The sequence below is a fragment of the Mesorhizobium sp. LNHC232B00 genome (assembly GCF_000502435.1).
Classification (GTDB): Bacteria; Pseudomonadota; Alphaproteobacteria; order Rhizobiales; family Rhizobiaceae; genus Mesorhizobium; species Mesorhizobium opportunistum.
In genome coordinates this window covers 228,592-251,996 of the sequence record NZ_AYWP01000002.1, presented here as the reverse complement: position 1 = coordinate 251,996, position 23,405 = coordinate 228,592, and the positions used below count along the sequence as shown (strand labels likewise).

General features: G+C 64.3%; 26 protein-coding genes. 13 read left to right on the top strand and 13 right to left on the bottom strand.

Annotation, left to right across the window (positions count from 1 at the left end):
- Positions 1–11: 11 nt before the first annotated feature.
- The gene (locus tag X743_RS165270) at positions 12–692 is read right to left on the bottom strand and encodes a TlpA disulfide reductase family protein (RefSeq protein ID WP_023763889.1); all 681 of its coding nucleotides are present in this window, start codon (positions 690–692) and stop codon (positions 12–14) included.
- A gap of 37 nt (positions 693–729) precedes the next feature.
- On the opposite strand from X743_RS165270, the gene argH reads away from it, so the two are divergent.
- The 3 genes from argH to lysA all read left to right on the top strand — a co-directional run bounded on the left by argH (position 730) and on the right by lysA (position 3,816).
- The gene (gene argH, locus X743_RS165275; protein WP_023763888.1) at positions 730–2,130 is read left to right on the top strand and encodes an argininosuccinate lyase; all 1,401 of its coding nucleotides are present in this window, start codon (positions 730–732) and stop codon (positions 2,128–2,130) included.
- A 140-nt stretch (positions 2,131–2,270) separates the two neighbouring features.
- Entirely contained in the window at positions 2,271–2,477 is a 207-nt protein-coding gene (locus X743_RS165280; RefSeq protein WP_023763887.1) for a hypothetical protein, read from the top strand.
- Between the two features lie 70 nt (positions 2,478–2,547).
- Positions 2,548–3,816: a diaminopimelate decarboxylase gene (lysA, locus tag X743_RS165285; RefSeq protein WP_023763886.1), complete on the top strand. Its 1,269-nt coding sequence runs from the start codon at positions 2,548–2,550 to the stop codon at positions 3,814–3,816.
- A gap of 121 nt (positions 3,817–3,937) precedes the next feature.
- Here lysA and X743_RS165290 read toward each other — a convergent pair whose 3' ends face one another.
- Complete coding sequence (locus X743_RS165290; RefSeq protein ID WP_023763885.1) at positions 3,938–4,240, bottom strand: metalloregulator ArsR/SmtB family transcription factor; 303 nt, start codon at positions 4,238–4,240, stop codon at positions 3,938–3,940.
- A 50-nt stretch (positions 4,241–4,290) separates the two neighbouring features.
- On the opposite strand from X743_RS165290, the gene X743_RS165295 reads away from it, so the two are divergent.
- Both X743_RS165295 and X743_RS165300 read left to right on the top strand, forming a co-directional pair.
- Positions 4,291–5,232, top strand: a complete 942-nt coding sequence (locus tag X743_RS165295) for a threonine/serine dehydratase (RefSeq protein ID WP_023763884.1) — start codon at positions 4,291–4,293, stop codon at positions 5,230–5,232.
- A gap of 116 nt (positions 5,233–5,348) precedes the next feature.
- Positions 5,349–7,952, top strand: a complete 2,604-nt coding sequence (locus X743_RS165300; protein WP_023763883.1) for a TIGR02302 family protein — start codon at positions 5,349–5,351, stop codon at positions 7,950–7,952.
- A gap of 23 nt (positions 7,953–7,975) precedes the next feature.
- On the opposite strand, the gene X743_RS165305 is transcribed toward X743_RS165300, so the two are convergent.
- Positions 7,976–8,854 carry a LysR family transcriptional regulator gene (locus X743_RS165305; RefSeq protein WP_023763882.1) on the bottom strand — a complete coding sequence of 293 codons (879 nt, stop codon included), beginning with the start codon at positions 8,852–8,854 and terminating at the stop codon, positions 7,976–7,978.
- A gap of 222 nt (positions 8,855–9,076) precedes the next feature.
- On the opposite strand from X743_RS165305, the gene X743_RS165310 reads away from it, so the two are divergent.
- The gene (locus tag X743_RS165310; protein ID WP_023763881.1) at positions 9,077–10,024 is read left to right on the top strand and encodes an EamA family transporter; all 948 of its coding nucleotides are present in this window, start codon (positions 9,077–9,079) and stop codon (positions 10,022–10,024) included.
- On the opposite strand, the gene X743_RS165315 is transcribed toward X743_RS165310, so the two are convergent.
- From X743_RS165315 to X743_RS165325, 3 genes are all read right to left on the bottom strand, one after another.
- Complete coding sequence (locus X743_RS165315; protein ID WP_023763880.1) at positions 10,025–10,396, bottom strand: response regulator; 372 nt, start codon at positions 10,394–10,396, stop codon at positions 10,025–10,027.
- 118 nt (positions 10,397–10,514) lie between these two features.
- Complete coding sequence (hpt, locus tag X743_RS165320) at positions 10,515–11,057, bottom strand: hypoxanthine phosphoribosyltransferase (protein ID WP_023763879.1); 543 nt, start codon at positions 11,055–11,057, stop codon at positions 10,515–10,517.
- Positions 11,058–11,080: 23 nt separating this feature from the next.
- Positions 11,081–11,719, bottom strand: a complete 639-nt coding sequence (locus X743_RS165325; RefSeq protein WP_023763878.1) for a hypothetical protein — start codon at positions 11,717–11,719, stop codon at positions 11,081–11,083.
- Positions 11,720–11,911: 192 nt separating this feature from the next.
- Between X743_RS165325 and ftsE the strand changes: the two genes are divergently transcribed.
- The 3 genes from ftsE to X743_RS165340 all read left to right on the top strand — a co-directional run bounded on the left by ftsE (position 11,912) and on the right by X743_RS165340 (position 14,403).
- Positions 11,912–12,571, top strand: a complete 660-nt coding sequence (gene ftsE, locus X743_RS165330; protein ID WP_010911739.1) for a cell division ATP-binding protein FtsE — start codon at positions 11,912–11,914, stop codon at positions 12,569–12,571.
- Entirely contained in the window at positions 12,564–13,556 is a 993-nt protein-coding gene (locus X743_RS165335; RefSeq protein ID WP_023763877.1) for an ABC transporter permease, read from the top strand. Before ftsE ends, X743_RS165335 begins: the two co-directional genes overlap by 8 nt.
- Positions 13,557–13,677: 121 nt before the next feature.
- Positions 13,678–14,403, top strand: coding sequence for a YdcF family protein (locus X743_RS165340; RefSeq protein ID WP_023763876.1), 726 nt, complete (start codon positions 13,678–13,680; stop codon positions 14,401–14,403).
- 7 nt (positions 14,404–14,410) lie between these two features.
- On the opposite strand, the gene X743_RS165345 is transcribed toward X743_RS165340, so the two are convergent.
- The 3 genes from X743_RS165345 to X743_RS165355 are packed head-to-tail and all read right to left on the bottom strand — an operon-like array spanning position 14,411 to position 16,170.
- Entirely contained in the window at positions 14,411–15,043 is a 633-nt protein-coding gene (locus X743_RS165345; protein WP_023763875.1) for a pyridoxamine 5'-phosphate oxidase family protein, read from the bottom strand.
- 45 nt (positions 15,044–15,088) lie between these two features.
- Positions 15,089–15,559, bottom strand: coding sequence for a DUF1348 family protein (locus X743_RS165350; RefSeq protein ID WP_023763874.1), 471 nt, complete (start codon positions 15,557–15,559; stop codon positions 15,089–15,091).
- 59 nt (positions 15,560–15,618) lie between these two features.
- The gene (locus X743_RS165355) at positions 15,619–16,170 is read right to left on the bottom strand and encodes a carboxymuconolactone decarboxylase family protein (RefSeq protein WP_023763873.1); all 552 of its coding nucleotides are present in this window, start codon (positions 16,168–16,170) and stop codon (positions 15,619–15,621) included.
- 98 nt (positions 16,171–16,268) lie between these two features.
- Here X743_RS165355 and X743_RS165360 point away from each other — a divergent pair, with 98 nt between their 5' ends.
- Together X743_RS165360 and X743_RS165365 are read left to right on the top strand one after the other, a co-directional pair.
- Positions 16,269–17,174, top strand: a complete 906-nt coding sequence (locus tag X743_RS165360) for a LysR family transcriptional regulator (protein ID WP_023763872.1) — start codon at positions 16,269–16,271, stop codon at positions 17,172–17,174.
- 77 nt (positions 17,175–17,251) lie between these two features.
- The gene (locus X743_RS165365) at positions 17,252–18,040 is read left to right on the top strand and encodes a 1-acyl-sn-glycerol-3-phosphate acyltransferase (RefSeq protein WP_023763871.1); all 789 of its coding nucleotides are present in this window, start codon (positions 17,252–17,254) and stop codon (positions 18,038–18,040) included.
- 19 nt (positions 18,041–18,059) lie between these two features.
- On the opposite strand, the gene X743_RS165370 is transcribed toward X743_RS165365, so the two are convergent.
- From X743_RS165370 to X743_RS165380, 3 genes are all read right to left on the bottom strand, one after another.
- The gene (locus X743_RS165370) at positions 18,060–18,686 is read right to left on the bottom strand and encodes a LysE family translocator (RefSeq protein ID WP_023763870.1); all 627 of its coding nucleotides are present in this window, start codon (positions 18,684–18,686) and stop codon (positions 18,060–18,062) included.
- Between the two features lie 90 nt (positions 18,687–18,776).
- Complete coding sequence (locus X743_RS165375; protein WP_023763869.1) at positions 18,777–19,724, bottom strand: aldo/keto reductase; 948 nt, start codon at positions 19,722–19,724, stop codon at positions 18,777–18,779.
- A gap of 117 nt (positions 19,725–19,841) precedes the next feature.
- Entirely contained in the window at positions 19,842–20,363 is a 522-nt protein-coding gene (locus X743_RS165380) for a gamma-glutamylcyclotransferase (RefSeq protein ID WP_023763868.1), read from the bottom strand.
- A 155-nt stretch (positions 20,364–20,518) separates the two neighbouring features.
- Here X743_RS165380 and X743_RS165385 point away from each other — a divergent pair, with 155 nt between their 5' ends.
- Together X743_RS165385 and X743_RS165390 are read left to right on the top strand one after the other, a co-directional pair.
- Positions 20,519–21,517 (top strand): DUF2125 domain-containing protein, encoded by a 999-nt coding sequence (locus tag X743_RS165385; RefSeq protein WP_023763867.1) that lies wholly within the window; start codon positions 20,519–20,521, stop codon positions 21,515–21,517.
- A gap of 10 nt (positions 21,518–21,527) precedes the next feature.
- A complete protein-coding gene (locus X743_RS165390; protein ID WP_023763866.1) occupies positions 21,528–22,457 on the top strand; it encodes a sugar kinase in 930 nt (309 codons plus the stop codon).
- Here X743_RS165390 and X743_RS165395 read toward each other — a convergent pair.
- The gene (locus tag X743_RS165395) at positions 22,454–23,389 is read right to left on the bottom strand and encodes a prephenate/arogenate dehydrogenase family protein (protein WP_023763865.1); all 936 of its coding nucleotides are present in this window, start codon (positions 23,387–23,389) and stop codon (positions 22,454–22,456) included. The two genes, X743_RS165390 and X743_RS165395, sit on opposite strands and share 4 nt — an antisense overlap.
- Positions 23,390–23,405: the final 16 nt, after the last annotated feature.

The following is a 23,405-nucleotide window of genomic DNA, read 5'->3' as shown; positions in this document are numbered from 1 at the left end:
TTCTGTTGGCGTCACGATCCGAGTGCCGTCTCGATCAGCCGTTTGGCATCAGGACCCGACCACTCGGCCGGCCCGTTCATATGGGCGATCAGGCAGCCATCGCCGTCGATCAGCATGGTGACGGGAAGGCCGAGCGCCAGACCGCGCGTCTTGAGGTCGTTGAACAGCGCCATCGTCGAATCGCGGTAGTAGCCGAGCGTCTCGACACCGGTATCCTTGAGGAATTTCTTCGGCTTCACATCGTCGCCTGTATCGACATTGACGGCGACCACCTGAAAGGCGTCGCTGCCTTTTTCCTTCTGCAGGGCATCGAGCGCCGGCATTTCGGCACGGCAAGGCGCGCACCATGTCGCCCACAGATTGAGCAGCACCGTCTTGCCGGCATGGTCGGCGATCGTCATCGGCTTCCCGTCCGGCCCGTTGAAGGCGAGGCGCTTCATGGATTGCGGCGGATCGGCCGGCAACAGTGCCGCAACCTCGCCGGTGGCAGCGGCGGCGACCTTCTTGGCACGGTCGCTCTTGGCGGCGCAGGCGACGTCGTCCTTGCCGTCGTCGGCGGCCGCTTGCGGCGCGGCGTTGTTGCCAGACCGGCTCTCGCTGACATATACCGCGACCGCGCCGGCCAGCACTCCCGCCACTAGGGCGGCGAGGATCAGGCGCGGGGCCGGGAAAAATCTGTTTCCGTCTGCCATTTTCTCAAAACTGCTCCGAAGCACGGGTTTTATAGCGATGAGCGACAAGAAGACCAGCAACCAGATGTGGGGCGGACGATTTGCCTCGGGTCCGGCCGCGATCATGGAAGCGATCAACGCATCCATCTCGTTCGACCGCAAACTCTATGCGCAGGACATCAGAGGCTCGATCGCCCATAGCGAGATGCTGGCGCAAACGGGCATTATTTCGGCGGCCGATCAAGAAAAAATCGCTCACGGCCTGAACACGATCCTGAAAGAGATCGAGGCCGGCAGCTTCGAGTTTTCGACCCGGTTGGAAGACATCCACATGAATATCGAGGCTCGCCTCGCCGACCTCATCGGTCCGGCGGCTGGCCGGCTGCACACCGCCCGCTCGCGCAACGACCAGGTGGCGGTCGACCTGCGGCTCTGGGTCAAGGACGAGTGCTTTCGCGTCGCCGAAGCATTGAAGGGCCTGATCGGGGCGCTGCTGGAACGCGCCGAGGAACACGCGGCGACCGTGATGCCGGGCTTTACCCATATGCAGGCAGCGCAGCCGGTGACTTTCGGTCACCACTGCATGGCCTATGTCGAGATGTTCGGGCGCGATCTGTCGCGCGTGCGCGACGCCATCGAACGGATGGACGAGAGCCCGCTGGGTGCTGCCGCCCTTGCCGGCACCAGCTTCCCGATCGACCGCCACCAGACCGCCAGGGCGCTCGGCTTCCGCGAGCCGATGCGCAATTCGCTGGACAGCGTTTCGGACCGCGATTTCGCGCTGGAGTTCCTGGCGATGGCGGCGATCTGCGCCACGCATCTGTCGCGGCTCGCCGAGGAGATCATCATCTGGTCGACGCCGCAGTTCGGCTTCGTCAGGCTGTCGGACTCGTTTTCCACCGGCTCCTCGATCATGCCGCAGAAGAAGAACCCCGACGCCGCCGAACTGGTGCGCGGCAAGACGGGCCGCGTCAACGGCCATCTTGTCGGCCTGCTGACGGTAATGAAAGGCATGCCTTTGACCTACGGCAAGGACATGCAGGAAGACAAGGAATCGGTCTTCGATGCCGCCGAGACGCTCGACCTGATGCTCGCCGCGATGACCGGCATGGTCTCGGACATGACAGTCAACGCCGTGGCGATGAAGAAGGCCGCCGGCTCCGGTCACGCCACCGCCACCGACCTTGCCGACTGGCTGGTGCGCACGCTCGGCCTGCCGTTCCGCGAGGCGCATCACGTCACCGGCCGCGCGGTGGCGCTGGCCGAGGAGAGGAAGGTCGGGCTGGAGAAGCTTTCGCTGGAGGATCTGCAGTCGATCAACGCCGGCATCACCCCGGATATTTTTTCGGTGCTGGCGGTGCAGAACTCGATCAAGAGCCGCACCAGTTTCGGCGGCACGGCGCCATCGGAGGTGAGGAAGCAGATCCGCGCCTGGAAAAAGCGCATCGCAAAGGCGTAATACCCGGATATTGCGACCAGCAATATGCCGACATTGCGATCGGCAATATCAGGATATTGCGAACAACAATATCCGGGGTGCAATGCGCCGAGAACTCGGCTAAAAGCGGCGGCTGGCAAACGTTTCGGACGGATGGATCGATGACCGGAAGCAGGATTTTGGTGACGCTGACGCTTCTGGTGGCGATCGCCGCGGTGACGGCCTGCGGCCGCAGGGCCGGCCTCGATACGCCCTACGAGGCGGCCGTGCAGGCCCGCAAGGATGCCGAGAAGGCCAAGCAGCCCGTGCCGCCGGAGCCGGAAAAACCGGTCAAGGACAAGAAGTTCTTCCTCGACCCGCTGATCTAGAGCCGAAGAGAGCGGGTTTGGTCTTCCAAACCTGATCTCACAGTGCCCCAACTTTCCGGAAAACACTCTCGTGAACCATTTCGATTACCGCGACGGCGTGCTGCATGCCGAGGACGTGGCGATACCAGATATCGCCGCGGAGGTCGGCACGCCGTTCTATTGCTATTCGACGGCCACGCTGACCAGGCACTACCGCGTATTCGCCCAGGCCTTTGCCGGGCTCGACGCGCTGGTCTGCTATGCCATGAAGGCGAATTCCAACCAGGCGGTGCTGCGGACGCTGGCGAGGCTCGGCGCCGGCGCCGACGTGGTGTCGGAAGGCGAGTTGCGCCGGGCACTGGCCGCCGGCATCCCGGCCGGCAAGATCCTGTTCTCAGGCGTCGGCAAGACGGCGCGTGAAATGGATTTTGCGCTCACCGCCGGCATCCTTTGCTTCAATGTCGAATCCGAGCCGGAACTCGAACTCCTGTCCTCCCGCGCCGTGGCTCTCGGCAAGGTGGCGCCGATCTCGTTGCGCATCAATCCCGATGTCGACGCCAGGACGCACAAGAAGATCTCCACCGGCAAGGCGGAGAACAAGTTCGGCATTCCGTGGCAGCGGGCGCGTCAGGTCTATGCCCGCGCTGCCGAATTGCCGGGCATCAAGGTTACCGGCATCGACACCCACATCGGCAGCCAGATCACCGAATTGCAGCCCTTCGACGATGCTTTCGCGCTGCTTGTCGATCTGGTCGGGGCATTGCGCGCCGACGGCCACGCCATCGAGCATATCGATGTCGGCGGCGGCCTCGGCATTCCCTACCGTGTCGACAACAACCCGCCTCCGCTGCCTGATGCCTATGCCCAGATCGTCAGGAAGCATGTCACCAAGCTTGGGCTCAAGGTGATGTTCGAACCGGGCCGGCTGATCGTCGGGAATGCCGGCATCCTCGTCTCGGAGGTGATCTTCGTGAAGGAAGGCGACGCCAAGAATTTTCTGGTCGTCGATGCCGCCATGAACGACCTGATCCGGCCGACGCTCTACGATGCCTTCCACGACATCAGGCCGGTCGTCCAGCCGCCGGCCGACACGCCGCGCATGATGGTCGATGTGGTCGGGCCGGTCTGCGAGACCGGCGATTATATCGGGCTCGACCGCGACCTGCCCAGGCTGAAGGCCGGCGATCTGGTAGCGGTTTCCACGGCCGGCGCCTATGGCGCGGTGCAGGCCGGCACCTACAACACGCGTCTTCTGGTACCTGAGGTGCTGGTCGATGGCGACCGTTTCCACGTCGTGCGTCCGCGCCTGACCTATGACGATTTGATCGGGCTGGATTCGGTGCCCGATTGGCTGGCATAGAGCGTTTCACCGTTTCATCGAAACGGCGACCCGCTCTGTCTCCTTGTTTTGACGCAATTCCGTACGGAAAACCGCCCACACTTTTCCTGGAATTGCTCTAGAAGCCGCACCGCCTGTCGAGCTATAGCCGGTTCTGGATGAGTGCCCTTGTGTCGGCGATCCTGTCCTCGTCACGCCGATAAAACGTCCATTGCTTGATGCGCTTGGTGCGCAGCAGGCCGGCATGGGTAAGCACGCGCATATGCTCGGAGAGCGTCGCTTGCGTAATGCCGAGCTTCTCCGCGATCAGCAGTGCGCAAACGCCGTCCTCGACAAGGTCGCCGTCTGCCTGGGCCGGGAAATGCGCGCGCGGATCCTTCAACCAGTCGAGGATTTGCAGCCTGCGCTCGTTGGCAATCGCCTTGAAGATATCAACCTCTTGCATTTAGCTATTTTGCCAAGTTACTAATTACAGTCAATCCCGAGGAGGTCGCCATGCCGCAAGGCAACACCGTCACACGCGAACGCATTGCCGCGATGGAGCCGCGCATTCGCCCTTATATCAGGCGCACGCCGGTGCTGCGCGTCGACATGGCCGACTTCGACCGGCCGCCGCTGGCGGTCGACCTCAAGCTCGAATGCCTGCAGCATTCCGGCTCGTTCAAGGCGCGCGGCGCCTTCACCAATCTTCTCGAGCGGCAGGTTCCCGAAGCCGGCGTCGTCGCCGCGTCGGGCGGCAATCATGGCGCCGCCGTCGCCTACGCAGCCATGCGGCTTGGGCACAAGGCGACCATCTTCGTTCCCGAAGTCAGCCCACAGGCCAAGCTGGAGCGTATTCGCTCCTATGGCGCCGAACTGGTCGTCGGCGGCGCCCGCTATGCCGAAGCGCTGGCCGCCAGCGAACGTTTCGCCGAGGAAACCGGCGCTCTGCAGATCCACGCCTTCAATCAGGAGGAGACGCTGGTCGGCCAGGGCACGCTCGGGCTGGAGATCGAGAGCGACCTGCCCGAGATCGACACGCTGCTGGTCGCGGTCGGCGGCGGCGGCCTGATCGGCGGCATCGCCGCCTGGTATGCAGGCCGCATCCGCATCGTCGCCGTCGAACCGGAAGGCGCGCCGACGCTTCACCGCGCCTTCGAGGCGGGTCACCCCGTCGACGCGCCGGCGGAAGGCATAGCCGCCGATTCGCTGGCGCCAAAGCGCGTCGGCGAAATGATGTTCCCGATCGCCGAAGCCTTCGTCGAACGCTCCATTCTGGTCAGCGACGACGACATCATCACCGCGCAGAAAGCGCTGTGGAACAGCGTTCGCATCATCTCCGAGCCGGGAGGTGCCGCCGCTTTCGCCGCGATGCTGTCCGGCCGCTACGCGCCGGCGTCGGGAGAACGCGTCGCCGTGCTGGTCTGTGGTGCCAACGCGAACCCCGCCAATTTTTGATTGCAACCATTTCGGCCGGCTTCACGTTTTTTCAAACTGCCTCGCCTTTGCCGTGTTTGCTGGTATTCTTGGAGTCGTGAGGCTTGGGCTATTTTGCCCGTCCCATGGAAGGGCCGATGACGCAACGACCCACCTTCAGCAACGACCGCGGCCTGGCCGGGCGCCTCGCCTTGAGCCGGCTGGCGACACGGGTCTCGATGATGGTCGAGCGTGGCTGGCCGCTGCTGCTCCCGCTCGTCATCGTCGCCACCCTGTTCCTCAGCGCCTCCTGGTTCGGCATTTTCTCCCGGCTGCCGGATATGATGCGCATCGGCCTTGTCGCCGCATTCGGACTCGCCGGGCTCGCCGCCCTCTATCCGCTGCGCTTCTTCCGCGTGCCAGGTGCTGCCGAGATCGATCGCCGCATCGAGGCCGCCAACAGCCTGCTGCACAGCCCCGTGCTGACACAGGCCGACCGGCCAAGCGGCCGGGAAAGCAGCTTCTCCCAGGCGCTCTGGCGCGAGCATCAGAAGCGCATGGCCGCAAAGCTCGACAGCCTCGGCGCCGATTTGCCGCGCACGCGCGTGCCGGAGCGCGATCCTTGGGGGTTGCGCGCTGTAGCGGCACTTCTGCTCGTCACCGCCTTTGCCTTCTCCTTCGGGCCGACGGGCGGCCGGCTAAGCGATGGGTTCATGGCCCATGGCACATACGACATCGTGCCGCCGCGTATCGATGCCTGGGTGACGCCGCCGGCCTATACCGGCAAGCCGCCGATCTTCCTGACCGCCGACGCCAACCAGGCTATGCCGACGTTTCATGTCCCCGAGGGCAGCGAGGTCTCCTTGCGCGTCACCGGAGGCTCGGGCGAGGAAACGCTCGCCTATGCCGACAAGGATGGCAACGCCCGCGCCATCGACCCGTCCAGCCAGCAGGCTGCCTCGGCCAAGCCGGCAGCAAGCCCAGCGCCATCCTCCTCGCCATCGAAGATACGCCAGTTCATCGGCAAGCTGACCGGCGACGGCACGCTGACGCTGAAGTCGGGTAAGGATCAGCTCGGCCGCTGGGCCTTCGCCGTCGTGCCCGACAAGCCGCCGCAGATCCGCTTCGTCGGCGAGCCCAAGCGCGCCGCCAACGGCGCTTTCGAGCTCAACTACCAGATCGACGACGACTACGGTGCTGCCAACGCCAAGGCGGTGTTCACGCTGGCCGACCCGCAGGCGCCGGGTGCACGCCCGCTCTACGGCCCGCCCGAGATGCCGCTGACGCTGCCGCGCCGCGGCGGCAGGTCGAATGCGGCCAAGACCTCGAAGGACCTGACAGAGCACGTCTGGGCCGGCAGCAGCATCAAGCTGACGCTCGTCGCCACCGACGACGCCGGGCACACCGCGTCGAGCGAGACCAAGACGCTGGTGATGCCCGAACGGCCGTTCGCCAACCCGCTGGCCCGGGCGGTGATCGAACAGCGCCGCCTGCTGGCGCTCGACGCCAATGCCAAGCCGCGCGTGCTCGACCTGATGGACGCCATCACGCTGCGGCCGGAAGACACGTTCGACAACATGTCCCACTACCTCGCCATCATGAGCGCGCGCAGCCGGCTGAAGCTGGCCGAAAGCGACGATCAGCTGCGCAGCGAGGCCGCCTATCTCTGGGATATCGCGCTCGGCATCGAGGAGGGCAACCTCTCTGCCGCCGAAAAGCGGCTGCGCCAGGCGCAACAGGCGTTGCAGGACGCCATCAAGAACGGCGCCAGCGACCAGGAAATCGAAAAGGCGATGAAGGAACTGCGCGAGGCGATGAACCAGTTCCTGCAGGAATTCGCCGAACGCGCCAAGCAGAACCCGAATGCACCGCAGATGCAGCAGAATGGCCAGGAACTGCGCCAGAGCGACATCGACCGCATGATGGACCAGATCGAGAACCTGGCGAAGTCGGGCGATCGCGACAAGGCGCAGCAATTGCTGTCGCAGCTGCAGGACATGATGAACAACCTCCAGGCCGGCCGTCAGCAGCAGGGCGGCCAGCAGGACAGCGAGATGCGCCAGCAGATGGACAAGCTCGGCGAAATCCTGCGGCGCCAGCAGGAGATGATGAACGACACCTTCCGCATGGACCAGATGCAGCGCGGCGAACGCCAGCGCGGACAGAACCGCGACGAGCAGCTTGGCCAGGGCAGCGGCGAGGACCAGGACAAGCCGGGCGTTGGCGAGGATCGCGACCCGCTCGCCAGGCAGAAGCCGATGACGCCACAGGAATTCGCCGATGCGCTGAAGCAGCTGCAGGAAGGCCAGGGCCAGCTGAAAAGCGATCTCGACAAGCTGAAGAAGGGCCTCGAAGGCATGGGCATGGAGCCCAATGAAGGATTTGGCGAGGCCGGCAAGTCCATGGGCAACGCCGAGCAGGCGCTCGGCGAAGGCCAGGGCGACGAAGCCGTCGGCCACCAGGGCCGGGCGCTGGAGGCGTTGCGCAAGGGCGCCAAGGACATGATGAAACAGATGCAGGCCATGCAGAGCGACCAGGGCGGCAGCGAGCAAGGCGGCCGCCAGCAGAATGCCGACCGCGACCCGCTTGGCCGGCCACGCGCCAGCAAGGGGCCGGATTTCGGCGATTCGGTGAAAGTGCCCGACGAGATCGACGTCCAGCGCGCGCGCCAGATACTGGAAGCGATCCGCAAGCGGCTCGGCAATGCGCTCAGCCCCGATGTCGAGCGCAGCTATCTCGAACGGCTGCTGGAATTGAAATAGGACAGCCGGAGCAATCGGCTGCTTTATGCAACGGCAGGCTGGGCTTGCCTGTTGACGAACGCTTCGCGGATCGCCTCTTGCATGCCGTCGATCGCCTCGCCCGACGCGTTCGGGTTGCGATGCATCACCACATTGGAGGAATCGATGTCGCCGAACCCGTCGGCCGACGTCAGCTCACGGCAGCCGTCCGGAATGTTGCTGCGCGAAATCGGCGCGATCGCCAGCCCCGAGGTGACGGCAAGCTTCAGGCCGCCATTGGTGTCGCTGGTATAGGCGACGCGATAGGCAAGGCCACGCTGCTCCAGCGATTTGATGGCGAAATCCTTGCACCAGCCGGCCCGGTTGTAGAGCGCGATCGGCACCGGACGCTCCTCATGCATGTGATGCAGGGTCGATGTTACCCACACGGTCGGATCGTGCATCAGCACTTCGCCGCCGGAAGCATCCTGCCATTCGAACACCACGCACAGATCGAGTTCGCCGGCTGCGAGCGACGCCATCTGCGCCCAGGAATGGGCATAGCGCACGGTGACCTCGACCTGTGCGTGGCGCTTCGAAAACGCGCCGAGCGCCCGCGACAGGATGGCGTGGCCATACTCCTCCGGAATGCCGATGCGCACCGGCCCGCCGAGCGGCGCGGCCGTCATCGACGCCGCCGTTTCCTCGAGCAGCGCGACGATGCGGCGGGCGTTGACGATGAGTTCGCCGCCGCGCCGCGTCAGTGCGACGCCGCGCGAACCGCGCTCGAACAGGCTGTCGCCGACCAGGCTTTCGAGCTTCTTCATCTGCATCGACACGGCCGACTGCGTGCGGCCGGCCAGTTCCGCCGCCTTGGTGAAATTGCCGGCATCGGCAATGGCCACGAAGGTGCGCAGGAGATCGCTGTCGAGGGTCGGCCGCATGGAATCCGCCATAAGAAAATTTGATTGCTGGTATCATTCCAATTCGTTTGCAACATGTCAAACGTCGGACGATAGTCGCCTCACCCATTGGATATGCGGCTGCCGAATCGGCCGCGGACCAATCGAGAGTCCTCACTCGTGCCCGCTGCCCGAAACGGTGGCGGGTTCTTTTTGATCTGCAGGCGGGGGCCTCCGGTCATACGCGCGGGAGCCTGAACGCGGATGCAAAATAGGATGGTGCGCGGCATCCTGAGCCTGTGCCTCGGCGTGCTGGTCTTCTCGCTGCAGGATCCGCTCGTCAAGGCGGTGTCGAGCGGCTACCCGGTGACCGAGGTGATGGCGATCCGCTCGATCATCGCCTTGCCGATCCTGATCCTTCTTGTCCACGCCGATGTCGGCCTGCCGGCAATCCTGTCGCGGCGGTTCGGCCTGCTGACGATACGCGCCTTCATCCAGTTCACCTCCTATACCATGTACTATCTGGCCATCGCCGCCCTGCCGCTGGCCGATGCCGTGGCGCTCTACTTCATGGCACCGTTGTTCATCATGGCGCTGGCTGGGCCGTATCTTGGCGAGCGCGTCTCCTGGCGCACGCTGGCGACCGTGCTGATCGGGCTGCTTGGCGTCGTCGTGATGGTGCGTCCGGGCGCCGGCCTGTTCGACTGGGCGGCCCTGCTGTCGCTGGGTTCGGCGGCGCTCTACGGTTTCTCGCAGTTGATGGCCCGCAAGATCGGCGATACCGAATCGTCCACCGTCATGGCCTTCTATCAGAACGGCGCCTATCTCATCGGTGCCGCCATGGTCGCCGGCGCGTTCCACTCTGCCGGCATCACCCACGCCGTTCACCCGAGCCTGGAATTCCTGGTGCGGCCGTGGATATGGCCGACGCTGGCGGATTTCCTCAAGATGGCGGCCTGCGGCTTCGTCGCTTCGGCCGGCATGATCCTGTTGTCGCAGGGCTACCGGCTGGCGCCGGCCAACCGCGTCGCCACCTTCGAATACACCGGCATCCTGTGGTCGCCGCTGTGGGGTTTTCTGTTCTTCGCCGAAGTGCCGCGGTCGACGACCGTCATCGGTGCGGCCCTGATCATTGGCGCCGGCCTGCTGGCGCTCAACAGCGGATTGCGCAAGAGCCCGGCAGCGGCGTTGGCTGCCATCGACCCAGCCTGATCAGGCGAAGCAGATCAGCGCCCGTTCGACCCGCGAGCGGATTTCAGCCAGCGTGAAGGGCTTTTGCACGACATCGAGGATGATGCCGTTCAACTCCTCGGCGCGCTCGCGCTGGTCGGCATAACCGGTCATCAGCAGGATCTTCATCGCCGGGAAAAGCGCGGCCGCCGCGATCGCCATCTCGATGCCGTCCATCTCCGGCATGCGGATATCGGAGACCACGAGGTCGTAACCGCCATTCGCGGCGCGGATCAGCGAAAGCCCTTGCGCGCCATCGGCGGCGATATCGATTGTGTGGCCGGCGCGTTCGAGCGCGCGGGCGGCGAGGGTGCGGACGGACTCATCGTCCTCGACGATCAGAAGCTTTGCCATGGCCGGCATATTTGGCGGCCAAACGTTGACTTTTCCTGAAAGCCCCGGCTGGCCGGCGGGCTAATTTGCTTGGACACGGTTAAGGTCTTTTTCAGAATTGCCACGCGAGGCAAAGGCCTTACGCATTGCCTTTCACAACACCCACGAACGGCAATTCGCGAAAAGCATGTGCTACGTCCATACCATAGCCGACGACGAAATAATCCGGGCAGTCGAAGCCGACATAGTCGGCATTGAGCGCGGTCTGGCGGCGCATGCGCTTGTCGAGCAGCACGGCGATGGAACAGCTTTTCGCGCCACGCGACAGCATCAGGTCACGGGTGAAGCTCAGCGTCTTGCCTGATTCGAGGATGTCGTCGATCAGCAGCACGTCGCGGCCGGCGACCTCATTGTCGATGTCGCGCAGCACCCTCACCTCGCCGCTGCTGGTGCCGGCGCCATAGCTGGAGATGAAGATGAACTCGACCTCGGGCGACAGGCCGACGTCGTGCATGGCGCGGATCAGATCGGCGGCGAAGATGAACGAGCCCTTCAGCACCGAAATCACCAGGAGATCGTGATAGTCGTGCTCGGCGATCTCCTTGGCCAGCTCAAGATTGCGCCGTGCAATCGCCGACGCCGAAAATAGGACCTCGATGTCCTTGTCGCGTACGATGGGCATTGCTCGTCTTCCCCGGTGATCGCCTACTGCGCAAAAGTGACCAAAACGGTCCTTACGCCGTTCTTAGGCACGTCGAGCCGGCTGGCAAAGCCAAATCTTTCTCCCGACGCCAGCGAATGGCCGGATGTCCCCAACGTATAGCGGGTCGTGCGCCCGTCATTGCCGGTCACCCGGATCTCGAGCGGCGGCAGCTGTGCCGGCTTCGCGCCGTCATTGGCGGCCTCGCCATCGACGAACAGCACGGGATTGGCCCCGGAGGCGTCGACACGAGAGGTAACGCCTGAAATCGTCAGCGCCGATGTTTGCCCACCGGAGACAAACGACGCCTGGCGCACCAGCGCGTGCCCGCCGGAGACCCAGAAAGCGGCAAGGGCAGCGGCAATGCCGGCGATCCAGAAGATTGGCCCGCCGCGCGAGGCTGGCGGCCGCTCCACCGGCGCCTCGGGCTTGCGCAGCATATCCATGCCCTCGATGGGCGGCGTGACGATCGCGCGCGGCGGCGGTGGAACGCTTTCGGCCGGGGGCCGCGACATCACCACATAATCGGCATCGACGACGTCGGCTGCGGGACCGCGCATGAACCGGTCCGCCGCGGCAATTGCCGGGGGATCGGTCATGATTTCGCCGGAAACCGGGCGCGCGGTTCGTTCGTCAGCCATCATGGCCCCAGCGTTGCAGCACGTGTTCGCTTTTCGTTTCTTTTGCGTAAACAAAAATGGTTAACGCTTCCCCACCGGAGTCCTTGTGACGAGCCGAAAGAACCCAGGAATTAACCGCCGGTTAACCATGCCGGCCGATGGTCTTTTCGCAGAACAGGCAGGTTATGCGCTGCCACGAAATTCAGGTCGTCGAAATTGATTCGCTTCGAAAATGTCGGCCTCCGCTATGGCATGGGTCCGGAAATCCTCCGCGACATTTCCCTGCATATACCGGAGCGCTCGTTCCAGTTCCTGAGCGGGCCGTCGGGCGCCGGGAAGACGACCTTGCTGCGCCTTTTGTTCATGTCGCTGAAGCCGACGCGCGGGTTGATCACCATCTTCGGCAAGGACCGCTCGCGCATCTCGCGCACCGAACTGCCGCATTTGCGGCGCCGCATCGGCGTGGTTTTCCAGGATTTTCGCCTGCTCGACCACATGACCACCTACGAGAACGTCGCGCTGCCGCTGCGCGTGCGCGGGCGCGAGGAAGCAAGCTACCGCACCGATGTCACCGAGTTGTTGAAATGGGTGGGGCTGGGCGAGCGCATGCATGTGCTGCCGCCGGTCCTGTCGGGCGGCGAGAAGCAGCGCGCCGCGATTGCGCGCGCGCTGATCGAGCAACCGGAGATCCTGCTCGCCGACGAGCCGACCGGCAATGTCGATCCGCCGCTGGCGCGGCGGCTGCTGCGACTGTTCATCGAACTCAATCGTCTCGGCACCGCCGTGGTGATTGCGACCCACGATCTCGGCCTGATGGAACAGGTCGATGCACGCCGCATGATCCTGGCCGGCGGAAGGCTGGACATCTATGACTGATTTGTCCGTCGAACATCTCCACGAGCACGAACAGGAAGCCGACACGGCCGAGGCAAGGCCACGCGCCCAGCGCAAGATGGCGCCGATCGTGCCGGCGCAGAACATCGCCGGCCGCGCCCTGGTGCTGGTCATCGCCATCATGACCTTCCTGTCCTGCCTGACCTTCGGCGCGGTGACGCTGGTGCGTGATACGGCCTCGGTCTGGGAGAACCAGATTTCGCGTGAGGCGACGATCCAGGTCAAGCCGGCCGACGGCCTCGACATGGAGGCAGCGCTCACCCAGGCCTCGCAGATCGCCGGCGAGTTCCCCGGCGTGAAGTCGACGCGGATCATCGACCGCGAGGCGACCGCCAGGCTGCTGGAACCGTGGCTTGGCTCGGGCCTCAACATCGACGACCTTCCGGTGCCGCGCCTGATCATCGTCACCATCGACGAGAACAGTCCGCCCGATTTCGCCGCCATGCGCGCCGCGATCACGCCGAAGCTGCCGAGCGCCTCGCTCGACGATCACCGCACCTGGGTCGACCGGCTGGTGGCCATGGCCCGCACCACGGTGACCATCGGTATCGCCGTTTTGGCGCTGATGCTGGCGGCGACCGTGCTGACGGTCGTGTTCGCGACCCGCGGCGCCATGGCCGGCAACGGTCACATCATCGAGGTGCTGCATTTCGTCGGCGCCGAGGCGGCTTTCATCGCGCGCGAGTTCCGTCGGCATTTCCTGGTCACCGGCATGAAGGGCGCGGCCGCCGGCGGGGCGGCCGCGGTGCTCGTCTTCATCGTCTTTTCCTGGTGGTCGTCACGCAACATGGCGACGCCGCAGGCCGACCAGGCCACTGCCCTGTTCGGCAATTTCGCCATCGGCTCGGCCGGCTATTTCGGCGTCGTGCTGATGGTGCTGGTGATCGGCGCACTGACGGCGGCAACCTCCCATGCCACCGTCGTCGCCTATCTCAGCGACATCGACGTCCGCCAACCCGACGCATGAAAAGGGAGCGTGTCTGTGGGTCGAGGGCGCGGGTGGAAACGAGACGGATCACGGATGGAGAAACAGCGTAACGCAAAGTGCGTCTTTTACCTATCAAAGGCCGCATTTCGGGATTAACAATATGGCCATGGACGTGCGGGATTCGACCGGGACGGCTGGGCAGATGCCAGTGGTGGTTGCTCGTTCGCGCGACCACGACAAGGTTAGCCGTTTAAAGACGGCAATTCGGATCTCCGCACTCTCGCTCCTCGTCCTCGCAACCTTGTTCGCCGGCGGCTTCGGCTGGTTCGCCAACAAGGTCAGCCATCTGACCACGCCTACCAATCCGACCAAGGCCGATGCCATCATCGTGCTGACCGGCGGCCAGTCGCGCCTCGACGCCGCGATGGAATTGCTGGCATCCGGCAAGGGCGAGCGACTGCTGATCAGCGGTGTGCACCCTTCCGCCAGCCGACGCCAGCTCCAGGCCGCGACCGGCGGCGACAAGAAGCTGTTTTCCTGCTGCGTCGACATCGACCGCGCGGCGCTCGACACGATCGGCAACGCCGAGCAAAGCGCCAAATGGGTGACAAACCATGCCTATGGCACGGTGATCCTGGTCACCAACAACTATCACATGCCGCGCAGCCTGCTGGAAATGGGCCGGCTGCTGCATGGCGCAAGGCTCGAGCCCTATCCGGTGGTCAATTCCAATCTCGACAATGGCGGCTGGCTGACCAAGCCGCGGGCGTTGCGGGTGCTGTTTACCGAATACACCAAATATCTGCTGGCGCTGGCGCGCGGCATCGTGCCGGTGAAGCCGACCCCAGACGGCATAGCGCTGGCCGAAACCGCGGCTGGCGGCTGAACCGGTATCAGCCCTCGGCCGCAGTCTCTGAAATTCCCTTGAGACGCGCGATCTCCTGTTCGAGCTGTTGAATGCGCCGGTCCCGCTCACCAAGCGCTGCCGCGACATCGGCCGCCTCGAAACGCTGCGGAATGTGCTGCGGGCAATTGGCATCCCAGGCCGAAACCGTGAACAGGATGACTTGCTCCGGCCGCGCCTTGTAGTCCTGCGGCATCAGCCTCGCCATCAGCTCGGCGTCGTTTTCGACGACGCGCGCCGTGCCCCAGATCTTGATGCGCTGGCGCAGCATATAGTCGATCAGGAAAAGGAAGGCCCTCGGATTGTCGGCCAGATTGCCCTGGGTGATGAATTGCCTGTTGCCGGCAAAATCCGCGAAGCCGATCGTCTTTTCGTCGAGCACCTTGAGAAAGCCGGCCGGCCCACCCCGGTGCTGGATGTAAGGCTGGCCGTCGCCATTGGCCGTCGACAGGAAGACGCTGGTCTGCATCGAGAGGAAAGCAGCAAGCTCAGGCGTGATGACGCCCTGCCAGCCGCCACGCTCCTCGACCCGCGCATAGGACTGGCGCGAGCCCTTGCGGGCCTGGATCGCCTTGACGGTCGGTGTGAAGGCGACGTCGCTGGTGAAAGCATGCGCGTTCATCGAAACCTCCTTGATGTCTCCGGTCCAAACACTTGAGAGACGATGCTAGAGCCCGAGCTCCGACAATGTCGGGTGATCGTCCGGACGGCGGCCGAGCGGCCAGTGATATTTGCGGTCGGCCTCGCCGATCGGCAGGTCGTTGATGCTGGCGATGCGCAGGCGCATCAGCCCGTGTTCGTCGAACTCCCAATTCTCGTTGCCGTAGCTGCGGAACCACGAACCTGAGTCATCGTGCCATTCATAGGCGAAGCGCACGGCGATGCGATTGCCGTGGAAGGCCCAGACCTCCTTGATCAGCCGGTAGTCGAGTTCGCGGCTCCATTTGCGGGTCAGGAAAGCCTGGATGGCATCGCGGCCCTGCAGGAATTCGGCACGGTTGCGCCAGCGGCTGTCGGTCGTGTAGGCGAGCGCGACCCGTGCTGGATCGTGGGAATTCCATGCATCCTCGGCCATGCGCGCTTTCTGCGCTGCGGTCTCGGCGGTGAAGGGCGGAAGCGGCGGGCGGCTTTCAGACATGGGATTCCTCTGCGTCATGAAGGACTGGGACCGGCTGACACCGCCGGCCCTGCCCTAATTCAGGCAGCATCGCGGGCGGAAACAACCGGAAAATCGATCGCGGTGCGGGCTACCTCATTGATATAGTTGGTCCAGACGTTCAGGGCGACATGCTGGACGATCTCGATGATCTGCCCGTCATCGTAGCCCGCCAGCCTTACAGCGGCGACATCCTCATCGCCGACATGCCCGCGGCTTTGCGCAACCCTGGCGGCAAAACGCACCGCCGCGGCCGCCTTGGGATCCGTGGAACCGCCATGGCGGTTGGCGACCATCTCGGCGTCGTCGAGCTTGGCGAGATTCTTGCCGAGATAGCTGTGCGCGGAAAGACAATAACTGCAGCCATTGATCTCGGCGATTGCCAGCGCGATGCGCTCGCGCGTCGGCGCCGGCAGCCGGCCCTTGGCCAGCGCACCCGACATGCCGAGATAGCCTTCAAGCGCGGCTGGACTGTTGGCGACCATCCGAAACAGGTTCGGCACGACACCGAGCTGTTTTTCCACTGCCCGCAGCATGGGCTGCGCGGCTGCGGGAGCGGTGGCGATGGATGAAGGCGTGGCGATGCGGGGCATGAGAATTCCTCTGGATTTGCCCCTCCTATATGCATCCTTCCATCTTGCGGATGTAGGTGCCATAATTGCAATTCATCCTTTCAATTTTTGGAAAAACCATGGATCGCCTCGAAGCCATGTCCCTTTTCGTCGCAGCGGCGGAGTCCGGCAGCCTTTCCGCCGCCGCGCTTCATCTGGGCACTCCTCTGGCAACCGTCAGCCGCAAGGTCTCCGAACTGGAACGGCATCTCAAGACACGCTTGTTGAACCGGTCGACACGGCGGCTGACGCTGACCGATGCGGGCCATGCCTATCTTGCCGCCTGCCGTCGTATCCTGGAAGACGTCGGAGACGCCGAGCGTACCGCTGGTGGCGAGTACAGCGCACCGACAGGTGAGCTGATCATCACCGCGCCGATCGTTTTCGGCCGCCTCCATGTACTGCCGGTCGTCACGGCGTTCCTGACCGCTTACCCCCAGGTGGATATCCGCCTGACGCTCGGCGACAGGATAGCCCAATTGGCCGAGGACCATATCGACCTCGCCATCCGCATCGGCCGGTTGCCGGACTCGCGCATGGTTGCGACCAGGGTCGGCTCGATCCGGCATGTCGTCTGCGCAAGTCCAGCATATCTGGCCGGGCACGGAGCGCCGAAAACGCCGAAAGACCTTGAAACCCACAGCTGCATCACCTTCGAGGGCTTAGGCTCACTCGCCACATGGACCTTTGCGGCGGACAAGGCTGACATTCCTGTCCCTGTCCGTAGCAGGCTCCGGGTCAACACCGCCGAGGCAGCGATCGATGCGGCGACCGCCGGGGTTGGGATGACGCGCGTGCTCTCCTACCAGATCGTCGCCGCTGTACGCTCAGGGGCACTGCAGCCCGTGCTCGAGAATTTCGAACCTGAGCCGTGGCCGGTAAACCTGGTGCATGCCGGCCAGGGCCGGCTGCCGGTGAAACTGCGCGCCTTCCTGGACTTTGCCGGCCCGCGCCTCAGGGAACGTCTGGCGCAGGCGACCTGGTAGAATGAGCCGTATTGTACCGTTTCCTTTTTGCGCCTGCTTGGTGTAACCAACGCACACTTCCTCACCGGACCTCCTCCATGCTCTATGTCAGATCGCTGGCGTTCAATTTCGTCTTCTACGTCAATCTGATCGTCCAGATGATCCTCTGGACCCCCTACTATTTCCTGTCGCCCCGTCACCGCGCCTGGTTCGTGCCGAAATTCTGGTCGCGCACCTGCATGTGGCTCTATGCCAAGATCGCCGGAACGAAGAACGACATCACCGGGCTGGAAAACCTGCCCGAGGGTTCCTTCATTCTGGCACCCAAGCACCAGTCATTCTGGGACGCGATCGCCTTCTTCCCATTCCTCCAGGATCCGCTCTACATCCTCAAGCGCGAGCTAACCTGGATCCCGTTCTTCGGCTGGTACATCATGAAGATGCGCATGATCCCGGTTGATCGCGGCAGCCGTTCCAAGGCCCTGAAGGCGGTGGTCGCGGCGACCAGGGAGGAGCTGGCGCGCAACCCGCGCCAGCTGATCATCTATCCCGAAGGCACGCGCCGCGCGCCGGGCGACGAGCCGGCCTACAAATACGGCATCGTCGAAATCTACGCACAGCTTGGCGTTCCGGTGGTGCCGGTTGCGCATGTCGCCGGCCTGTACTGGCCGCGCCGCAAGTTCCTGCGCTATCCCGGCACCATCAAGGCACGTTTCCTGCCACCGATCCCGCCGGGCCTGGGCAAGGACGAATTCATGGCGCGACTGATCGGCGACACGGAAGCCGCCTGCGACCAGCTCCTCGTCGAAGCGTCCCAAGCGCCGAATCCGCCGGCGTTGCCGCCAACGGCGGTGAAGCGGCTGCGGGAACTCAGCGCGAAATCCTGAAGCCTTGCTGCCAGACAAGTCAGCCGAACACAGCCAGCACCGTGGTCAGCACCAGCGTCGCGGCAAAGACCAGATTGATGACCCGGGATGCCACCGGCCGGCGCAGAAAGCGCGCGAACGCTGCACCCGCGAGCAGCCACACGGCATGGATGACAACGATCATTCCGGCGAGAACTGTCAGCTTCAACGACAGGCCAAGCTCGGCGGCGCCTTGCTTAGGAGCAGCGCCGGCAAACACGGCGGCGATCGCCACATAGGCTTTTGGATTGGCTATCGCCAGGAGGAACCCGGCCAGCCATGTCGGGCGCGACGTCTCGGCGGCACGGGCCGCCAGCGGCGGGGCGGTGGCGATCCTGAAGGCGAGATAGAGGATATAGGCGGCGGACGCGACAGCCAGCACCGGTGCCAGCGTCGGCATCGAGGTGAGCGCCGCCGTCACCCCGGTCGCCACAACTGCCAGCACGGCGACCGTGCCAAGCACGATCCCGCAGGTGTAGCGCAGCGAGTGGCGCAGGCCGAAGGCGGCACCGACGGCGGTGACGCTTATCGTCGCCGGCCCCGGACTGCCCATGACGACAGTGGCGGCAAGCACCAGCGCGAGCAGCTGGCGCCAAAGCTCCGGCTGCGAAACAAGCGGTCCGGCCATCCGATCCTCTATCCTGCCCCGTGCGAAGGACGGTATGGCAGGCGATGCGGATCGTCTTGGACGTTCGTGCGCCGGTGGTTGCCGGAAGCGTCAGCCGCTCGCTTTGTCGAGTTCGGCCATGTCGTCCGCCGTCAGTTTCAGCGACACTGCCCTGATCAGGCTATCCATCTGGTCAGGCTTGGTCGCACTGGCGATCGGTGCGGTGATACCGGGCCGCGCGATCACCCAGGCAAGCGCCACTTCCGCCTGCTTGGCGGAATGCCTTGATGACACCGCGTCGAGTGCCGCAAGGATGCGCATGCCGCGCGCATTCAAATAGCTGCCGACATCTTCGCCGCGCTCGCTTTGACCAAGATCCTCCTCGCTGCGGTATTTGCCGCTCAGGAAACCCTTGGCCAGGCTGAAATAGGTGATGACGCCGATATCCTCTGCCACGCAGAGATCGCGCAGAGGACCGTCGAAGGACGAGCGGTCGTAGAGATTGTATTCCGGCTGCAGCACCTCGTAGCGCGGCAGGCTGCGCAGGCTCGCCACGTCGAGAGCGGCGCGCAACTGGCCGGCGTCGAGGTTCGAGCAGCCGACATGACGGACCTTGCCCTTGGCGAGCAGCTTCTCGTAGGCGCCCAGCGTTTCCTCATAGGGCGTGGCCGGATCCGGCCAGTGCGACAGATAGAGGTCGATGACTTCGGTCTGCAGCCGCTTCAGCGACGCATCGACGGCCTTCTCGATATAGGCGGCGGAAAGGTCCTTGTGGCCCTGCCCCATGTCAGAGCCGACCTTGGTCACCACGACAACCTTGTCGCGATTGCCGCGGTCTTTCATCCATTTGCCGATGATGGTTTCCGATTCGCCGCCCTTGTGGCCGGGCACCCAGCGCGAATAGGCGTCCGCCGTATCGACCGCGTTCAGGCCAGCGCCGACGAAGCGGTCGAGCAGGTCGAACGAAGTCTTCTCGTCCGCGGTCCAGCCGAAGACATTGCCACCCAGAACCAGGGGCGCGATGGAAAGATCGGTGCGACCGAGACGGCGTTTCTGCAAGACGGATCTCCGTGATTGGCAGGGCGGAGGCCGCCCGTTGGCTGGGTTCGCAGCCTAACCTAGGTCTCGCGGCTTCTAGGTCAAAGGCCTGGCCGCCTTTTCCGCAGAGCCAGCGCTTCACAAAGGCGCTATCTCCCGCGCCACCTCTTCCAGCCAGTGATCGCGAATGCCGAGTGCTTCCAGGTGCTTCAGCGTGCTGAGAACATAATCCTCGTTGTCGCCGGACTGGCCGGCCGCGCCCCGCACCACCGCTGCCGCATCCGCCGCGTCGAGCGCGCCGGCATATTGCTCATGCTTGCGGTCGACGATGTAGGCCACCGCTTCGACTGTCCCGCCACCATCGAGGCGAACCTTCAGCGTCCGCTCGAGATAGACGCTGGTGACGAGCTCCCGCTCGCGCAGATAGGCAATGACCTCGTCGCGCAGTTCGCCGGGGACGCGGAACGCCAGGCCGACGCAGGAACCGCCATGGTCGAGGCCGAGCACCAGTCCGGGCCGCCGGCGCGTGCCGCGATGCACGAAGGAATAGACACAAAGCGAGCGCCGGTAGCCGTGCAGGCGGGCACGTCGTGTCTCGACATGCGCGAAACCGGGCCGCCAGATCAGCGAACCATAGCCAAACACCCAAAAATCGCCCATATCGCCGCGCCTGATTGCAAAAAGAATGACAATGCCACACCGGAAACCGGTGTTTTTTCCGTCCGTCCCCGTCTACCTATTCGTCAATATCTACCTGGTGTTGTCGGAATCGAAGGTCCGTCCACGATACCCATTGCGTTAATGAGAGCCAAAGCATGACGTCAAGTGACGAACGCCAACCAAAATCCCGCCGCGGCCTGTTCTGGCTTGTGGCGTTTATCGTTGTGCTGTTCGCCATCTACAGCGCCGGCTGGTTCTATCTGGCCAACAGGGTCAGGACCGAGGCCGACAAGGCGGTTGCCACGCTCAACAAGAGCGGCATCGAGGCCGATTGCGCCAATCTCCAGGTCAGCGGCTATCCCCTAAACTTCACGGTCTCCTGCGACAATCTCGCCTACGAGGACGATGCCAAGAACATTGCGGCGTCCGCCGGCAGCTTCAATGCCGTCGCCCAGATCGTCCAGCCCTTGTCGCCGGTCGCCAATCTACGCGGTCCGCTCAGGACTTCCGTCCCGGGCATGATGCCGCTGTGGATCGACTGGGACAACCTGCAGGCCAATGTCAAATTGTGGTATCCGCTGCCGCACCGCATATCGTTGCAGGCCGAAGGCCTGTCGGGCCAGACCGATCCGGCCGACGACACCGACCCTGTCGAACTGTTCAGCGCCGGCAAGGCATCGGGCCAATTGCAGCCGAATGGCGGGAATCTCGACTATGCCGGCAGCTTTGGCGATCTGGAGATCGACGCCGACGCGATCGGTGGCCGCGTGCTGCCGGCGCTCGATGCAAGCGGCGACGTCACCCTGAACAACGGCGTTGCGCTGGTCGGCACACAGGTGAAAAGCCTGCGCGGCCAGAGCATCGAGATCCGCAACCTCGATTTGTCGTCGGGGACAGCGCGCGTCACCCTTTCCGGGCCGCTGTCGGTCGATGCCGAAGGCCTGGTCAATGCCGATCTGATGATCAGGATCAAGGATCCCAAGGCCGTGGCAGCCATTCTGGCCGGCGCCATACCCGAGCAGAAGAACGCAATCGAACAGGGTTTCGCAGCACTCGCCATGCTCGGCAGCGAACCGTCGATGCCGCTGAAGGTCGTCAAGGGCAAGGCCTCGCTCGGCTTCATTCCGCTGGGCAAGCTCAAGCCTGTCAATTAAGCATTCCGGCATGGACCAACCGGCAAAGCTTCTGAGCGTCGGCGCGCTGACGCTCGATACCATTCTTCGGGTCGACACCCTCCCCGCGCATCAGGGAAAATTCATCGCCTCCGACGGCGTTCAGATCGCCTCCGGCATGGCCACGAGCGCTGCCTGCGCCGCGCAGCGCCTCGGCGCGGAAGTGTCGCTGTGGGCGAGCGCCGGCGACGACCACGTCGGCGATCAGCTGATTGCCGGGATCGAGGCGGAGGGCGTCGATTGCACCCATGTCCGCCGCGTCAGCGGCGCCCGTTCGGCGCTGGCTTCGATCCTGGTCGACGCGCATGGTGAGCGCATCATCGTGCCGTTTTACGACAGCAAGGCCCAGGCCGATCCCGAAGCGTTGCCGGTCGCCGACCTCTCCGCCTTCGATGCCGTGCTGGCCGACGTGCGCTGGCCCGGCGCGGCGGCACTTGCCCTGAAGGCCGCCCGCGCCGCCGGCCGTCCGGCCATCCTCGATGCCGACACAGCGCCTCTGGCGGTGCTGGAGCAGTTGTTGCCGCTGGCTTCGCACATCGTCGCCTCCGAGCCGGCGGTCCGCATCATATGCGGCCAGGCGCTGGATCTGGAGACCGCTTGCGCCGACCTTGCCTCCCGCACCGATGCTTTTGTCGCGGTGACCGCCGGCGCGTCCGGAACATGGTGGTCCGATCGTGCGGGCAGAGGTATCCGCCATGTCGAGGCGCCGAGGATAAAGGCGGTCGACACGCTGGCCGCCGGCGATGTCTTTCACGGCGCCTTTGCCGTCGGGCTGGCGGAAGCCATGCCAGTCGAGCAGGCCTTGCGCTTTGCCAGCGCCGCCGCCGCGCTCAAATGCCTGCGCTTCGGCGGCAGGCTCGGCGCGCCAAACCGGGCCGAGACACTGGCGATGGTCGCCGCGGCCTGGCCTGAACAGGCTTAGCTTTTCGCGGGATGCTCGACGGCTTGGCGGCCGAAATCGGGCGCGTCGATGTCCTGGCCGGCCTCGATGATCGACCGGCGCACGGCGCGCGTCCGGGTGAACAGGTCGAAGAGCTTGTCGCCGTCGCCCCAGCGGATCGCGCGCTGCAGGAACGCCAAATCTTCCGAGAACCGCGCCAGCATTTCAAGGATGGCGTCCTTGTTGTGCAGGCAGACGTCCCGCCACATTGTCGGGTCGGAGGCGGCGAGGCGCGTGAAGTCGCGAAAACCGGAGGCGGAATATTTGATCACTTCCGTCTTGGTCACCGATTCTAGATCGTCGGCGGTACCAACGATGTTGTAGGCGATGATGTGCGGCAAATGCGAGACGATGGCCAGCGTCATATCGTGATGCTGCGGGTCCATCGTGTCGATGTTGGCGCCGCAGCGGCGCCAGAATCCCGCCAGCTTCTCCATTGCGTCCGGATCAGTGTCGGGCAGCGGCGTGAAGATGCACCAGCGATTGTCGAACAGGTCGGCGAACCCGGCGTCCGGCCCCGATTTTTCGGTACCGGCCAGCGGGTGTCCGGGAATGAAGTGGACGCCATCAGGCACATGCGGCTGCATCTGTGCGATGACAGAGGCCTTGGTCGAGCCGACATCGGTGAGGATCGCGCCCTTTTTCAACGCCGGCGCGATCTCCTCGGCAACCGCGCCCGACGAGCCGACGGGTACCGAGACGATGACCAGATCGGCGTCGCGAACCGCTTCGTTGGCTTGTGTCGTGTAAGAATCGCCCAGCCCAAGCTCTTGCGCCCGCGCCAGCGTCGCGGCGCTGCGGGTCGAGATGGCGACATGGCTGGCAAGACCCTCGCGGCGAATGACGCGGGCCAGTGACGAGCCGATCAGGCCGATGCCGACCAGCGCGATCTTTTCAAACATGGGTGATGTCATGGTGTACCAGCTCTGA